Source organism: Mucilaginibacter sp. (assembly GCF_965200995.1).
Taxonomy (GTDB): Bacteria; Bacteroidota; Bacteroidia; order Sphingobacteriales; family Sphingobacteriaceae; genus Mucilaginibacter.
The window spans coordinates 3,742,930-3,758,769 of the sequence record NZ_OZ241743.1 but is presented as its reverse complement, the minus strand read 5'-3'; the positions used below and the strand labels follow the sequence as shown (position 1 = coordinate 3,758,769).

The 15,840-nt window shown below is 37.7% G+C and carries 17 protein-coding genes and 1 tRNA gene; 14 read left to right on the top strand and 4 right to left on the bottom strand.

All coding sequences use genetic code 11. The features are described 5' to 3' along the window. Positions 1–18: 18 nt before the first annotated feature. Positions 19–92, top strand: a tRNA-Ile gene (locus ACY652_RS17585). A 294-nt stretch (positions 93–386) separates the two neighbouring features. Next, positions 387–1,616, top strand: a complete 1,230-nt coding sequence (locus ACY652_RS17580; RefSeq protein ID WP_462265690.1) for a site-specific integrase — start codon at positions 387–389, stop codon at positions 1,614–1,616. A 29-nt stretch (positions 1,617–1,645) separates the two neighbouring features. On the opposite strand, the gene ACY652_RS17575 is transcribed toward ACY652_RS17580, so the two are convergent. The 4 genes from ACY652_RS17575 to ACY652_RS17560 are packed head-to-tail and all read right to left on the bottom strand — an operon-like array spanning position 1,646 to position 7,246. After that, entirely contained in the window at positions 1,646–2,455 is an 810-nt protein-coding gene (locus ACY652_RS17575; protein WP_462265689.1) for a hypothetical protein, read from the bottom strand. Then, on the bottom strand, positions 2,452–4,170 hold the full coding sequence (locus tag ACY652_RS17570) for an AAA family ATPase (protein WP_462265688.1): 1,719 nt from the start codon (positions 4,168–4,170) through the stop codon (positions 2,452–2,454). Before ACY652_RS17570 ends, ACY652_RS17575 begins: the two co-directional genes overlap by 4 nt. Positions 4,171–4,179: 9 nt before the next feature. Then, positions 4,180–5,757, bottom strand: coding sequence for a restriction endonuclease subunit S (locus ACY652_RS17565; protein WP_462265687.1), 1,578 nt, complete (start codon positions 5,755–5,757; stop codon positions 4,180–4,182). Then, the gene (locus tag ACY652_RS17560) at positions 5,750–7,246 is read right to left on the bottom strand and encodes a class I SAM-dependent DNA methyltransferase (RefSeq protein ID WP_462265686.1); all 1,497 of its coding nucleotides are present in this window, start codon (positions 7,244–7,246) and stop codon (positions 5,750–5,752) included. Before ACY652_RS17560 ends, ACY652_RS17565 begins: the two co-directional genes overlap by 8 nt. A 117-nt stretch (positions 7,247–7,363) precedes the next feature. Between ACY652_RS17560 and ACY652_RS17555 the strand changes: the two genes are divergently transcribed. The 12 genes from ACY652_RS17555 to ACY652_RS17500 all read left to right on the top strand — a co-directional run bounded on the left by ACY652_RS17555 (position 7,364) and on the right by ACY652_RS17500 (position 15,839). Continuing rightward, positions 7,364–7,693: a helix-turn-helix domain-containing protein gene (locus tag ACY652_RS17555; RefSeq protein WP_462265685.1), complete on the top strand. Its 330-nt coding sequence runs from the start codon at positions 7,364–7,366 to the stop codon at positions 7,691–7,693. Between the two features lie 107 nt (positions 7,694–7,800). Further along, complete coding sequence (locus ACY652_RS17550) at positions 7,801–8,010, top strand: hypothetical protein (protein ID WP_462265684.1); 210 nt, start codon at positions 7,801–7,803, stop codon at positions 8,008–8,010. 420 nt (positions 8,011–8,430) lie between these two features. Continuing rightward, a complete protein-coding gene (locus tag ACY652_RS17545) occupies positions 8,431–9,036 on the top strand; it encodes a nucleotide-binding protein (protein WP_462265683.1) in 606 nt (201 codons plus the stop codon). Between the two features lie 70 nt (positions 9,037–9,106). Continuing rightward, positions 9,107–9,367 carry a hypothetical protein gene (locus ACY652_RS17540; RefSeq protein ID WP_462265682.1) on the top strand — a complete coding sequence of 87 codons (261 nt, stop codon included), beginning with the start codon at positions 9,107–9,109 and terminating at the stop codon, positions 9,365–9,367. Positions 9,368–9,543: 176 nt separating this feature from the next. Continuing rightward, positions 9,544–9,966, top strand: coding sequence for a plasmid mobilization protein (locus ACY652_RS17535; protein ID WP_462265681.1), 423 nt, complete (start codon positions 9,544–9,546; stop codon positions 9,964–9,966). Then, positions 9,921–11,159, top strand: a complete 1,239-nt coding sequence (locus ACY652_RS17530) for a relaxase/mobilization nuclease domain-containing protein (RefSeq protein ID WP_462265680.1) — start codon at positions 9,921–9,923, stop codon at positions 11,157–11,159. Before ACY652_RS17535 ends, ACY652_RS17530 begins: the two co-directional genes overlap by 46 nt. Positions 11,160–11,169: 10 nt before the next feature. Then, positions 11,170–13,107, top strand: coding sequence for a conjugal transfer protein MobC (gene mobC / locus ACY652_RS17525; protein ID WP_462265679.1), 1,938 nt, complete (start codon positions 11,170–11,172; stop codon positions 13,105–13,107). 98 nt (positions 13,108–13,205) lie between these two features. Next, on the top strand, positions 13,206–13,439 hold the full coding sequence (locus tag ACY652_RS17520) for a helix-turn-helix domain-containing protein (RefSeq protein WP_462265678.1): 234 nt from the start codon (positions 13,206–13,208) through the stop codon (positions 13,437–13,439). 146 nt (positions 13,440–13,585) lie between these two features. Beyond that, on the top strand, positions 13,586–14,455 hold the full coding sequence (locus ACY652_RS17515) for an RteC domain-containing protein (RefSeq protein WP_462265677.1): 870 nt from the start codon (positions 13,586–13,588) through the stop codon (positions 14,453–14,455). Between the two features lie 120 nt (positions 14,456–14,575). After that, positions 14,576–15,145, top strand: a complete 570-nt coding sequence (locus ACY652_RS17510; protein WP_462265676.1) for a hypothetical protein — start codon at positions 14,576–14,578, stop codon at positions 15,143–15,145. A 28-nt stretch (positions 15,146–15,173) separates the two neighbouring features. Next, complete coding sequence (locus ACY652_RS17505; RefSeq protein ID WP_462265675.1) at positions 15,174–15,512, top strand: DUF4134 domain-containing protein; 339 nt, start codon at positions 15,174–15,176, stop codon at positions 15,510–15,512. Between the two features lie 12 nt (positions 15,513–15,524). Next, a complete protein-coding gene (locus ACY652_RS17500) occupies positions 15,525–15,839 on the top strand; it encodes a DUF4133 domain-containing protein (RefSeq protein ID WP_439698887.1) in 315 nt (104 codons plus the stop codon). The last annotated feature ends 1 nt before the right edge of the window (position 15,840 follow it).

Genomic DNA, 15,840 nt, shown 5'->3' with positions numbered 1-15,840 from the left:
AGCGAAAGCAATCCAGCCGCGCCTATAGCTCAGTTGGTTAGAGTAGAAGACTCATAATCTTTTGGTCCCTGGTTCGAGCCCAGGTGGGCGCACAAATCTGCCTCTGGCGAGGTAGTAGAACCCCTTAAATCATTGATTTAAGGGGTTTTTTCATTAATTATACCTTGAATAACCCTTCCTAAAGCCAAAGTTCTCGTTACCTATCCGACTACCTGTTTTTTGTTTTTACCTTAGGTAACACAAACCGCTTCAAACAATTGAAGAACAGTTTGTTACAGCGTTAAAAGTTGTTTTTTTTGGACAAGTTTTGATGGTTTTGTGTTACCTGTTGTGTTACCTAAAAACGGGGTGATTATGAAACATTTAAAACTTAAAAATTAAATTTTATGCAAACATCACAGTCGTTCGGTATTCATTTTACCACCCGTCCCGACAAAGCTAAGGACGGAAAAGAACCTATTTATGCCTGCGTGACCGTAAACCGTCAACGCGCTTACATTGCTTTAAAACAAAATGTTGATCCTAAAAATTGGGATGGCGGCAAGGGAGCCGCCAAAGGCAATAAGGATGAAGTTAAATCGATTAACAATTACCTGGAAGAAGTAAGGCTTGCTATAGGTAACAGTTACAAGGAACTTCAGATTAAAAGAAAAATGTTATCCGCCAAAGCGGTTAAAGACCTATATCTCGGTGAGGAAGCACAAGTTTATTCCCTGAGCCGCCTTATAACGTACCATAACGAAACTTCTACCGAGGACTTAAAGTGGAGTACTCTTAAGCATTACTATGTCACACAGCGCTATTTAGTAAAGTTTCTGGAAACTCAATTTAACGCAACGGACATTTACCTGCACCAGTTAGATTACAAGTTTGTAAAAGACTTTGAAGTTTTTCTACGCAATCATAAGCCGAAAGATCACCAGCAGCCTCTTAACAACAACGGTGTGATGAAGCATATCATCCGGCTTAAAAAAATGACTAACCTGGCTTTAAACTTACAATGGATAACAAACGATCCCTTTGCTACCTACAAGTTAAAAATCCAAAAGGTAAACCGGGAACAATTATCTGAAAAGGAATTGGCCGACATGGAAAAGAAAAAGTTGTCGATTGCCAGGCTGGATATGGTACGGGATATGTTTGTTTTTTGCTGCTATACCGGATTGTCTTATGTGGACATGATCAATTTAACTCCGGCACATATCATTGCCGGTAGCGACGGTGAAAGATGGATTAGAACGTGTCGGGAGAAAACTTTAATACCTGTTAATGTACCGCTACTACCGCCTGCTTTAAAAATTTTAGATAAATACGAGGATAACATAAGGTCACTTTCAGACGGGCGGGTTTTTCCAACCGTATCTAATCAGAAAGTAAACAGTTATTTAAAGGAAATATCTGATTTATGCGGCATAACGAAGAAAGTGACTTTCCATATCGCTCGGCATACTTTTGCAACAACTGTAACTTTATCTAATGGTGTACCTATAGAGACAGTTAGTAAGATATTAGGCCATACAAAGATTACAACTACACAGATTTATGCTAAGGTTGTTGAAAGGAAACTAAAAGAAGATATGAATGCCCTTAAAAACAGATTAAATTTAGTCGATTAAGTCAGATAAATATTAATCAGAATCAATCTCTAAGCTTCGAGTAATTGCTGAATCCATGGATGATTTACCGAACGTTGTCCTCGAAGCAGATATTTCATTTCACCACTATAAGGCGCTTCGCGGCTTATAGTGGTGTGTATTCGTTTAGCCACTTTTTTGAAGTCTGGTTTTCTTGTTTCGTCTGCTTGCGAAATATTAAAAAGATTTTTTGCTTCTAATATATCTGCTATCAAACTAACAGCAATTCCATGCCTCCTAACACAAGTTGCGTCTCTATCTAAGTGATAAATTTCAATGGAAGAAGTTACTCGTGATAACTCGATGTCAATCTCAGTAGCGCAGCAAGGTCTACCGTTTTCTTGTTGGCAACCCAACAATTCACAGTCCTCAATCACACAAGGGTCTAATAGTTGAGGTCCTTCATTATCAACTGATCCTAAATTATATACTCTTCTTGCTTCGTTGATTAATGGAAATTTGTCCGCTTTACCGCCAGCTGTTCCAAAATCTACATCTATCCTTTTACTGTTACAAAAAGTACATGCCAGGCGAAAGTTGCTCTTTTCAAGTGCCAGCCATCGGTACCCATTATGATTCAATGCTTCAAAAACTCGATTTTTAGGTCGATAATGGTCAACAGCATTGTCATCGCGATCAATTGGAGATTCACAATACCAACACTTGAAATGGGATAATTGAAGCATAGCTGGTTTAAGTTCACGCCACAAATTTCCGAAATCGTCTGGAGCCGTACCACCTGCGATTTGAGCAGCAGCGACAGCTGATCTTGCCAGCCAGCCATCAGGCATTCGCAAAGAGTCGATGTTTATATATCTCATAATTGAGTATTATCGCCCTCGGCCAACAATTCGTCAATTAACTCCTTTGCTAACTGTTCACGTTCTTGCCTGTTTAAATTAACTGTATTCTTTGACAACGCTTCAGTTTCTTCGGTTGCAAAACGCTTTATAAGAATTTGGTGCCTTAATCTTAAATATCGAGAGTATTCATCATCAGGATGAAAGAACCGGAAACCTAATTTGTTTAATTGCTCATTCAGTTGCTCAAGATCTTGTTGCTCAACCGCTGTAAGCACCTTTTTAGATCCTAAAATTCGTTGCTTTTCCAAGGCGTGTTGAGTTGTCTGATCCAATGTGGATGCTATACCAAACATATCGCTTGCAACTATGGCTGCATATCCCATGCCTCTTGGATCATCTTCAGGATAAGTCGCTATTACTTTGCGATCTAAATTGTCGGTATTTAGATGTAATATCTGTACTTGCTCCTTTACAAGTTCAGCAATTGCTAAAGGATTATGAGTAGTTAATAAAATATGGCTATTCGTCTTACCATTTGATGAAATTGTAATTATACTTTTTAAATAGCTAAGATAATCGACACTCCAGCGTGGATTCAAATGGGTGTCAGGTTCATCCAGTAAAAATAGGCTTTCTTCTTCTGCTGTAAATTTCAACAGTCCTAAAACTGTTAATAATTGTTGCTCGCCTTCACTTAACTCTCTGAAAGTTACTGATTGATCAGTTTTTTTTAATTTAACTTTTATTCTTACCTCATCAATTAATTGCGATACATATGTACTTTCCAGATCGCGAAAAAAAGCTGCGGGAGATTGACTTCCAACAAGCTTTTTTAGAGAGCCAATGTCTTTAACAAATAAATATTTAAACTGTAGCGTTTCCTTATTCCACAGTGATACGGGAACCTTTCGAGTTGTTTCTATGGGAGCCAATGAAATATCAAGCAACCGCGATAAAAAACTACTAACAATTCCTTTCGCTCCCCAAAATCTTATATCTCCATCCTCACGTGGTTTCCAGGGTGGTTGCCTAAGAACAAACAAAACAGACTCTAATCCATTAATAGGATCTAAGCCAAGATTATCTCGTAAAAAGTTGGCAATGATATCTGTATCACTTCCATCATCAATTCCTATCAAAAAAGCAAGTAGTACGAATTGACTATGAACGGGTAACGCATAGAAAAGTCTTTTTATACCGGGGTCTTCACCTTTCCTTAATTTATCATCATACCATTCCAAGTAAGGTAAGAATATTTCGTGCATACGTTGGCTTTCGCCTGAATAGTAACTAAAAACATATCTTGGTAGAGTCTTACCATCATCTAAAAATTTACTGATATGAGTAATAGAATCTTTTTTGATTTCATCGGAAAAGTAATCACTTATTTGTGCCGAGTTCATAGCAGATTTCTTTGCCGTGTAAATAAGAAATTTATTTCGAACTCTATCCGGGTCATGGTCAACAACTATGGCGCGTTCGTCTTCATCTTTTCCAATCCAATAAGATAAATTAAATGCGAAATCAATTTTTGGATTTTTTTTCGGACTAATAAATTCTCTAAAAATTATTGCCAAAGCTTCAAGAACGTTAGACTTACCTGTTCCGTTCCATCCTATAACAACAGTTACCCAATGATTTTGATCAAAGTCTATCGTTACATCTTTCAAATTTTTAAATTGATGAGTTGGACTTGGAGAGGAAGAACCAATTGTAATTTTGTCTAAGCGCATTTTGTACTTTTAATTAATTATCTTTAATCGATCATATAGTTTCCTGCCATTAGAATCCAATACCGGTTGCACTGCAAGAATGCCGCTTTTATCCAAAGCTCTGAGTTCAGCATATAATGGTTCAATATCTTCAGTTGTTGCATCCAGCCTTATACCACATCTTTGAAATGCCTCTTGTGCGGATAACCATTCCTGGGTCTCTGTTAAAACATCTACGAGTTTTTTCTTCATGCTTACAGTTATTTTACTTTTTTGCTTCACTTTTCGCGCTATCACAAAACCTCTGTTATCCAGAATCTCTATATTATTGATAATGTCCATTGAGCTTTCCTTCTGAATAATGCCTTTTGTAAGTTCCCCGCTATAAGCCTTTGACAAAAAAGATGTTTCAAGATTATAAATTTTGCTCAATGCAATTTCCGTAGTTTGTTTAAGAGTTTTAATACGATTGAAATTCCGATCGACTATGTTTATAATTTCATGTTGTTCATGAATGGAAGGTAACGGTAAAACGAATGACTTTAATTTATTTGCATTGATGTTTGATTGGCTAATTCCATCACTTTTAACTCGTCTACAGAATTCCTTGCCTTGTGGGCTATTTAAACAAATATTTAAAAAATCTGGAAGGAGATTATCAGAACAACGAACCTTAATTAAGTAGCCAGCATAAATAGCTTCGCGTTCACCCTTGAATACAGCGGTTTTTCCAACCAATTCTGGACTATTTGTGCGATTAAAAAGCACATCGCCAGGTTCCAAAGTGAATTTTTTAATTTCTTTTTCATCACTTGTAAAAACCAAATCCTTCCAATCAACCAATCCATCTTGAATGTTTCCCATTCGCAATACTGGGAGTTTACCAGTCCGTGAAGATTTGGCGGCTGACCCATAAGATATGGTGGATATCAGATTCCGCAATTCGGTAGCTTGGGGCTTGTTTTCCTTGTATTTCAACCTCCAAGTATCTGTCAAAGCTCCAGTATAAGCCTTTTCAAGTATTTTTGCCTTTAATACGTTTATTAACTTTAAAGTAAATTCCAAATGGGATCGAGTTCGTCTTAATTTATCATTTAGAATAGAAAGAAAACGAACTATTATAAGCTGCTCATTTAATGGAGCTAAAGGAAATGCAATTGTGGATGCTTTAGCACCGGAAAGCTCTTTAAAAGTGGTGCCGCTTGATATACTTTCTAAATAATTCTTAGAATATAACAAGTAGAACCTAACATATTCCGGATTGACAGACCCCTTTAAAACAAAATTCTTAAATCCTTGGCTCGTACATAATTCATTTTCCGCTACTACACAATAGCCAATTGGCGCCCTTGAACTTAAGAGCACAGAACCGGCAGGAATTAGTCTGGCTGAACTTTTTGCGTAACCATCTTCACTAAGACTTCTTCGACCCTTTGAAATATAAGTATTAGAAAACCCAGTTAGGTCAGCCGGGGTGATCCATGGGATACCATTTGCATCGAAATTGCTTTCATCTCCTGTAGACGGTGTTCCGCCGCCAATTACTTCAGATATATCGCCAAGGTTGACCCATAACCAATTTTCGGGAATTTGCCACCTTTCACTCATCAATTGTATTCAAATCTAAATTTTCAAACTCCTCGGTTAATTCTTTTATTTCAATCATTGCTTCTCGCAAATGTTCAATAATACTTGTAGCAATTTCATTTGGCTCATTGAATGACTCCTCATTCCCATCATCTGATTTTAACCAAGAAATGTCAAGATTGTCATCTATTTCTCGAATTTGTTCGCGCGTAAAAAACCGCCACAGTCCATCATTTCCCTGGTCGATTCGTTCGCTTTTGCCATGAGGATCGTTTCCGTAAAGATTATCAAAATCAGAAAAATCACTTTCAGTTAAAGGTCTTCTCTTTCCAAATCTTGTGGAGGTTGATCTCATGTCGTAAAACCATACCTTAGTTGTATTGTTGGTATCTGACAATCCCTTTGTAAAGAAAAGCACGTTTGTTTTAACACCTGGGCTGTAGAAAATACCAACGGGTAGCCTCAATATTGTGTGAAGATCGCACTTATCCATTAGCTCTTGACGAATAGTTTTTCCGATTCCAGCATCAAATAAAACATTGTCAGGTAGTACCACAGCTGCGCGCCCGCCAGTCTTAAGCGCAGATATAATGTGCTGTAAAAAAGCAAGCTGTTTATTGCTTGTAACGTGAATTATATCGTCTCGTTTTTGTCTTGCACTACCGGCCTTAGCTCCAAAAGGAGGATTTGCTAAAATCACATCTGCGCTTGACAACAATCTTGAATCATCAGTTAAAGCATCGCCTAAAATTATTGATGCATCTAACTGATGTAAAAAGACATTCATTAAGCAAATTCTATAAGTTGATTTCTCAATTTCGACCCCTTCATATTTTGGAGGATTGCTATCATAGACGGTTGAAGAACTATTTTCACGAATATATTTGTCAGTAGAAATAAGGAAGCCACCACTGCCCACAGCTGGATCTTGAATTAACTCACCAATTTTGGGCTGAATTAATTTAATAATACTATCCACCAGGGGACGTGGTGTAAAATATTGTCCAGCACCAGACCTCGCATCTTGAGAATTTTTGGATAAGAGGCCTTCGTATATATCACCCATGCCATCTTGGGTAATTGAATGCCAATCAATTTTAGCAATGCCGTCAATTACGGCTTTTAGATTTTCTGAATGTGAGAATACAGTTGTCGGAAATGCATAAATTTTTCTAATAATCTCAACACTTGCATGTCCTCCAAGATAAGTAAGAATGTCGCGATATTCGGTGAGTAAATCGACACCTTTATAATTTGCTAATTTATTCCACCTACAGTGATCAGGTAATAAATTTTCTGTTTTGTTCTCTTCAGCTATCTTTAAAAATAACAGGTATGTAAGCTCGGAAATATACTCATGATAACTAATTCCGTCCCCCCTTAGTATGTGACAAAGATTCCATATTTTTTGTATTATATTTTCATTGTTCATACTTTTTTGGCGTTTTATAAAGCTGCAAATTACGTAGTTTTTTACCGCATCATGGTGACTAATTTTCGGTGTGATCAAAATCAATTGATAATTAAAATTATAGATTTTTATTTATAAAAAAACACCTACCTCGTACATGAGGTGTGAAAAAAATATTTTGCCCTTCCTCACATTTGCTGTGGTAAATTTTAAGCTATGGCAAATTATAATGAAAGCTCAAATGACTTTCCAAAAGTTCACCGTGATCAGTTGATCACCGTGCAGGACTTGATCGATTTTAAGCAACAACTAATTGTTGACATCAAAAAGCTATTAAAAGAACAGACCGGCCATCCAGGACACCAATGGCTGAAAGCGTTCGAGATCAAAAAGATGCTTCGCCTTTCGGAAAGCAAACTCCAATACCTTCGCGACAAAGGCCTGATCCCTTTTAAAAAGTTGGGTGGTATCACATATTACAACCTGGAAGATATCGAAGCGCTTATGAACTCTGGTAAGTTAAACGATCAAATGAAAATGGCATGAAGCGTAAAGCAAATCGGATCGTTCCGAACGTCCATAAATCACCCAGGAAAAGCGTAAAGATAGCACCTCGAAATGATGACGGGTTAGGCACTTCAGTGCCGCCATCATTGGCCAATATTGAAATCTATTTTGACCAAAAGGGAGTGTTGGTGGTTGCCCGGGATTTTTATGAAGAACATGAGTTAAGGGCATGGAAAAATGCGGCCGGCTACCCGGTGACCAACTGGAAGGTTTGTGCAGCTGAATGGATCTATAACTACCGGCAGGAGATAAAACGGAAATTCAGGATGTCTCCATTTTACAGCGAATCGTCTTGAGTAACTAATTAAATTTTGATGACAATTTGGCGGTTCGTGGGTCACGTGTGAATTCGTTTGCTGAAAGCTTCGGATTTATTCAATAAACCTAAACGAAGTATTGGTTACCATCAATCTAAAGCTATCAAAACAGGAAGTTTTTATGAACAGTTGGATTTTTAAGGCAATCGTACTTGGAGCTCAATGGAACAGGACAAAACAAAACAGATAACTGTTTCAGTACATAATTATAGATTTCGGTATTTACAACAATATGTATTTATGCGAATATGCAGCTACAGAAAAGTGTAATTATTGAAATACAGAATTACAGATATATGCAATTACAGATGTCTGCAATTAGAGAATTATGTATCTGAAGAATTACAGCATTATGCAATTAGAGTATAATGTATTTATTAAAATATAGAATTACATAACATGGGAAAAATCATCACCGTAGCCCACCAAAAAGGGGGCGTTGGAAAAAGCACACTCGCTATGAATTTAGCAGTGTGTTTTCAGGATCAGCTAAAGGTTGCTTTGGTTGATACGGATTTGCAAGGCAGCCTCATTCAGATCAAAGAAGAATTGCCTGACCTCGCAGTATTAGGTAACGACGAATTGCAGGAGATCAAGAATTTAGAATACGATCTGATTATCGTTGATACGCCCCCTTACCTGTCGAACAAGCTGCCGGAATTATTTGGCCTGTCGGACTTTATATTAATACCGACGAAGGCCGGATTTTTTGATGTGATGGCTATCCGTTCGACTATCGCATTGTTAAAGGATGCACAGGTAAAGAAGCCGAATATACGGGCCGGTATTGTAATGAATATGATCAAGCCGCGCTCTGGTATTACCAAGGAAGTGAGCGGCCTTTTAGAAAGTATGGAAACCCCTGTTTTGGACACGATGATCTATGACCGGGTGAGCATTGCAAGGTCATCAATTACCGCAGGGGTTTTGCAAGGAAACGATACCAAAGCCATAACGGAAATAACAGCGTTAGCGGAGGAGATCGTTAACCGCATCAGTGCATAATTACATAAATACATATTTATGTAGTCGTCAAAAAGTCTGGTACAATCAGGTACTTAAAGGAAGGTTTACAATGACAGATTATAAAGATAAACTGGGCGGGTTAGCGGACAAACTTAAAAAGGATAAGCCGAAAACACCCATTCAGGAAGTGCAGCCGGTCAGGCTAACTGCGGCAGTTAAAGAAGAGGAAGCGCAATTAAACGTATGGATTCCAAAGGCGTTATTAAAGCGTGTGAAAACCTATGGGGTGGAATTCGATGCTTCTTTAAAGGATATCAGTATTGACGCTTTAAAGTATTTCTTAGATGCCAAATTGAAGAAGTCAACGTAATGAAGTTCTTAATGGAATGCAGGCAGATTGAAGAAGTCTTAAAGGATGAGATTGCCTCTTAACAGCAATCAGCAAGATAAACGATTGTATTACAATCGAAATCTTGCCCTCCCTTCCGAAGTCAGTGCGGGGCTATGGCAAAATTCTCCGAGGTCGAATTTTTAACGATAAGAATTATGGAAAGTCAGGATAACAACAGATCAAAAACATTGCTTACAAGATTAAAGCCAACCGAATATCAATTGATTTACGATGCATTTAAAAAGACAAGATTTAATAAGCTTAGTGAATATGCCCGTAGCATACTGTTAAGCAAACCAGTGGTTGTAAACTACCGTGATAAGTCAATGGATGAGATGCTGGAAGAACTGGCATTGCTGCGGAAAGAATTAAATGCTATTGGAAATAATCTAAATCAGGCGGTGCGTCAAATTAATAGTGCGCATGGAAATGCGGATAACAGGTTGTGGTCAAATCTTCTCGCCATTATTGGAAGTAAGGTTGATCCGGCAATTGGTCAAATTAAAGAGCGGATGCAAAATTTCTCAGAATTATGGTCGCAAAAATTAAAACCGGACGAAGCATCATCGGTGCAATAAATTACAATGAACATAAGGTGGGATTAGGCAAAGCAGAACTGATTTTAGCACAAGGTTATCTTAAAGACCCACTCGATCTAACATTCAACAACAAGTTGGAAAGGTTGACAGATCTTGCGAAACGTAACCAGCTTACCCTTGTCAATACCTTGCATGTTTCGTTAAATTTTGCAGTGGGTGAAAATTTGGATAAAGATATTCTTCAGCAGATTGCAGATGACTACATGCAAGGCTTAGGTTTTGGAAATCAACCTTATTTAGTGTATCAGCATCATGATGCGGGACATCCCCATTTACATATCGTAACAACTAACATTAAGCCAGATGGTAAACGAATTAGCTTTCATTTATTGGCAAATAAAGCATCTGAAAGTTCCAGAAAACAAGTTGAGTTGACCTACAACCTTGTTAAAGCAGAGGATCAGGGGAAGCAAAAAAATATCATTGGCAAACCCCTTGAACAAGTAAATTATGGCAAGTCAGAAGTTAAAAGATCAATCACGAATGTTGTAAATGAAGTGGTAAGAGCCTACAAATTTACCAGCATTCCTGAACTGAATGCCGTACTCAATCAGTACAATATTACCGCAGATCGTGGGTCTAAAGATTCAAGAATGTATGAAAAAAATGGGTTGGTTTATTGGGTTTTGGATGAAAAAGGGAACAAACTTGGGGTGCCTATTAAGGCGAGCAGCATCTATGGCAAGCCCACTTTGAAGACTCTTGAAGACCGCTTCCGACTAAATGAGGTACTTCGCAAACCGTTAAAAGAGGAGTTAAAAACTATATTGGATAAAGCATTATTGAAGCCGCTGTCAAAATCCGCATTTCAAAAACAATTGAAAACGGAAGGTATTCAAGTCATATTTCGGCAGAATGAAGAAGGCCGGTTATATGGAATCACGTTCGTTGACCATAAATCAAAGGCTGTATTTAACGGCAGTGATCTTGGCAAAATGTATAGTGCAGCGTCACTTACAGGTTGGTTCAAACCCGAAAATGACACCTTGAAAAACCTCAATAAAGATTTCAAATCTCAAAAATTTACTGACAATTTTTCAGGTTTTGCTTCTGATAATAACGGAGATTCTTTATTGGATATGCTATTTAAAGAGGAACAGCAGGACATGGCGGCTATCGGCAGGCTTAAACAAAACACACGTAAGAAGAAACGAAAAGGTCATTCACTTTAATTTTTAGACTATGCAAACCGGAGAAAATGAACAGGCATTAAGAAAGATCATAGACTTTACAAGATTGTTGAGTTTAGCAATATTGATCGTGCATTTTTATTTATCATGTTATCCCGCTTTTCAGGCATGGGGTTTAACAAAACCATTGGTTAACCATGTGGTATTACCGCTATCCAGGATGGTAATTTTTAAAACAGTGTTGTATGCAAAAGCATCTGCGCTGTTGTTGTTACTGGCTTCTTTAATTGGGAGCAAAGGTAAGAAGGATGAAACGATCAGGATTAAAACAATTATTACCTATTGTTTTTCAGGACTGATAATTTACCTTATCAGCAATCTGTTATTGCGCTTAAATTACCATTTCAATACGATTACAATACTGTATATCAGCTTAACTTCATTGGGGTATTTTTTAATACTGTCTGGAGGAAGTCTGCTTTTCAGGATGATTAAATTGAACTTGGGCAAAGATATTTTTAACAAAGACAATGAATCCTTTCCGCAGGAAGAGCGGCTGCTTGAAAATGAGTATTCTATTAATCTTCCTGCAATCTATAACCTTAAAGGTAAACCCCGCAAAAGCTGGATAAATATTATTAACCCATTTCGGGGTACATTGATAGGTGGAAGCCCCGGTTCCGGTAAATCTTACTTTGTGATCCGGCACATTATTCAACAGCATATCCAAAAAGGATTTACCATGTTGGTTTATGATTTTAAGTATGACGACCTAACCAAAATTGTTTACAACGTATTATTGAAATACGGCCATCTGTACAAAGTGAAGCCGGTGCAATACGTTATCAATCTTGAACAGATCATGCACCGGGCCAATCCATTAGAACCACATACTATGATTGATATTACCGATGCTATAGATTCCAGTCGCACGATTATGCTTGGCCTAAACCGCGAGTGGATAAAAAAGCAAGGGGACTTTTTTGTTGAATCACCAATCAACTTTATTACCGCCATCATGTGGTTTTTAAAAAAATATGAGAATGGGCGCTATTGTACCCTTCCCCATGTGATAGAACTTGCACAGGTGGACTACAAGAATCTATTTGAGGTGTTATTACAGGAACCGGAAATAGAGGTGTTAATTAATCCCTTTGTATCTGCCTGGAAGAATGAAGCTTATGAACAACTCGAAGGACAGGTTGCAAGTGCCAAAATTAGTCTGGCCCGTATATCATCCCCACAATTGTATTATGTGTTAAGCGGTAACGATTTTTCACTTGATATAAATAATCCCGAAGAGCCTAAGATCGTTTGTTTAGCCAATAATCCGCAGAAGTCACAGGTTTATGGCGCGGTACTATCCTTATACATCAACCGCATCAATAAGTTGGTCAACCGTAAAAATCAACAAAAATGCAGTATGATATTCGACGAGTTCCCTACCATTTATTTCAATGGTATAGATAATCTTATCGCTACTGCGCGATCAAACAAAGTAGCAGTTACGTTAGCCGTTCAGGATTACAGCCAGTTAAAAAAAGATTATGGGCGTGAACAGGCAGAAGTGATTTTAAATATAGTGGGTAACGTGGTTTTTGGACAAGTAACCGGCGACACTGCAAAGCAGTTGTCCGAACGCTTCGGCAAGATTAATCAGGAAAAGGAAAGCGTTTCTATCAACAGCCAGGACACTTCTATCAGTAAATCAGTACAATTGGACTATGCTATACCGGCTTCTAAAATATCCGGTCTTTCTTCAGGTGAGTTTGTCGGCATGGTTGCCGATGATCCCGATAATAAAATCGACTTAAAAACCTTTCACAATGCTATTCAAAACGACCATGAAGCCATAAGGGAGGAGGAATCGAAATATCAGCCTATCCCATTAGTAAGGGATGTGGATCAGGCAGAAGTATTGATGAATTACCATCAGATTAAAGAGGATATTAAAATTTTGGTTGAAACGGTGATAAGTCAGCTTTGTTGAATTAAGTAATTATTTTGCTTATTATTTATAGGCACCATAATAATACAACGCATCCGTTGTACTAATTTCATTTGCTTTACATTTCTTTTATACTTCCGATGAATAAGGAAGTATTATTGAAGGACTTGGGTGAAAAAATCCGCTTAATCCGTAAGGATAAGGGAATTACACAAGTGCAGCTCGCCCATTCCATCGGAAAAGACCAGCAGTCAATACAACGCTTAGAAGCAGGAAATATAAACCCCTCATATATCTACCTTCAGGAAATAGCAGATGGCTTAAACATACCCTTGTTAGATCTGCTAAGTAAACCGTTGACTGCAAAAACCTGATTTGAATTTAATCTTCCTGGACAACTTTTTTGATTATGTATCCGTAATCAAGCTGTGCTGTACATGGAAAATTTTAAACCCCTATTAAAAAAAAACCTATTGAATTAAAAGCAACTAAATTATAAACCTTATCTATCTACCATCTTATGAGAACATTTGCAGAGCGTTTCTACAGTGCTTTGGAAAATCAGCTAAATGAAGTTTCTATCAACGGGGAATCATTGGCGGAGCAATACAAAACTTCTATCACTCTTTGTAAAAAAGCAATGGCGAAGTTGAAAAATTATATTTCCAGTTATTCTTTCGAGGACAAAGAAGATGAAATACACTTTTTCAAAACCGTAAAACCTCAATTTTATAGTAAATACATCTATTTCATAAACGTTTACAATTTCATTATGCAGCGGCCATTAGGTGGCGATGACATCTTGAAAGATTACATCAATTACGAACTTGCCGACATAAAACGTTTTTTTGATCATAACCAAGCTTTTTACCAATATTACCGTTCCGGTTCAACCCAAATGGACGAAGTGTATTTTACGCGGGGTGGTTTTGATGTTCATGTTGAATTAGAAGATTTTGAAGAAGATGAGCTTTACTCTACCAGTCATGATTACAAACTCAGCAAAATCATTGCTAATGAAAAGTATCTGGATTATTTAAACCTCGAATTACAGAAAACCATTGAACATGATGAGCAACCGCAGGAAATAGGGCTGGAACTGCCTCTTACATGGACTTTTAATAAGACAGATCTCGTAGAACTAATTTATGCTTTAGTTGCCCTTGGTGTATTCAACAACGGTAATACGGAAATAAAATCGGTAGTTAGTTTCTTCCAGACTGTATTTCACGTTGACCTCGGTGCATACTATCATAAGTACACGGATATAACCCGGCGTAAAAAAGAACGGACATCCTTTTTGGATAAACTTAAACTGGCTTTACTTAGACGAATTGACGAAAAATTAGATGATGTGACGTCACCTCAACAAAAAATGAAATTTGAGTGATTTTTAACTAATTATTTATCAACCATTTACAACGGTTAAAAAATAAAAAACACCTACCTCATGTGTAAGGTGTGAAAAAATATTTCGCACTAACCCAACCTTTGCTTTACGGATTGCCGCATGGAGCGGCGATTTTTAAATCAAAGCAATATGTTGTCTTCAATCTCCTGGCAGCACTATCTGGCAGCCATCGTAATCCTAACCGTTTCTTATTACAGTTATGTAATACTTCGCTATTACCAAAAAGAAATCACAAATCTGGTGAACCGCAAACAAAGCAGCGCCAATCTATTTGCCAATGCTCAGGCAGCGCCCGCCAATGTAATGGGCGTGGCAAAATTGGATAACGGCGTTTCTGTGTCAAAATCCGAAGAGTTGTATTTTTCAGATTCGACACCTGATGATGTTTTGGCGGTTTCTACAATTCAAGAAAACCTTAATTCTCAAAAGGAGGTGATCTACTCTCCGTCCGAAGAATTAGAAGCTGAAGCAGGCAATCTTATTGCAGCTTTTCAGGAAATCGACAATAAGCCTGAATTTATTACACTGCTTAGGATTTTGATAGATTCTTACAAAAGGTTTAGGGACGACATTGATTTGCCCGCCACGCTTAACAGGATTGTCGAAATCTCCAAAGAAAAGCTCAAGTTCCCGCTTTCCTTATCTGATCTGCAAGGAACCTGGGCATAATCAATTTTTCACACTTAATTTAATCATTATGAAAATCCCAAAATTTAAGAGCCGCATAGACGCGGTAAGTTTTATCAGGCACGTAGTAGCTACAATAAGTCTGATCCTAATTAGCCTCTCTCTATTTGCTCAAGATGGTAATTCAGGAATAACAGCAGCTACAAGCCAGGTCAAAAGTTACTTTTCAACCGGTACAAGTTTAATGTATGCCATTGGTGCAATAATGGGCTTGGTTGGCGCGATCAAAGTATTCAAAAAGTGGAATGATGGCGAACATGACACCGGAAAAGTCGCTTCCAGCTGGTTCGGTAGCTGTATTTTTCTTGTGGTAGTTGCAACTGTCTTGAAATCATTTTTCGGGGTTTAACGAAACTTAGTTATGGCACTATATCAAATTAACAAGGGCATTAATAAACCGATTGAATTTAAAGGGCTGAAAGCTCAATACATCGGTTATCTGGCAGGTGGGCTTGTCATCTTATTGGTCGGCTTTGCAATAATTTATTTGCTTGGTGTACCTGTTCATTACTGCATTATGATCATTGCAGTTTTAGGAAGCGCATTATTTTATCAGGTTTTCAATTTAAGCCATAAATACGGTGAACATGGACTGATGAAAAAAGCAGCTAAACGTTACCTGCCGAACCATTTAAAATTCACGACCCGGAAAGTCTTTTTAAAATTAAAAAAATAGA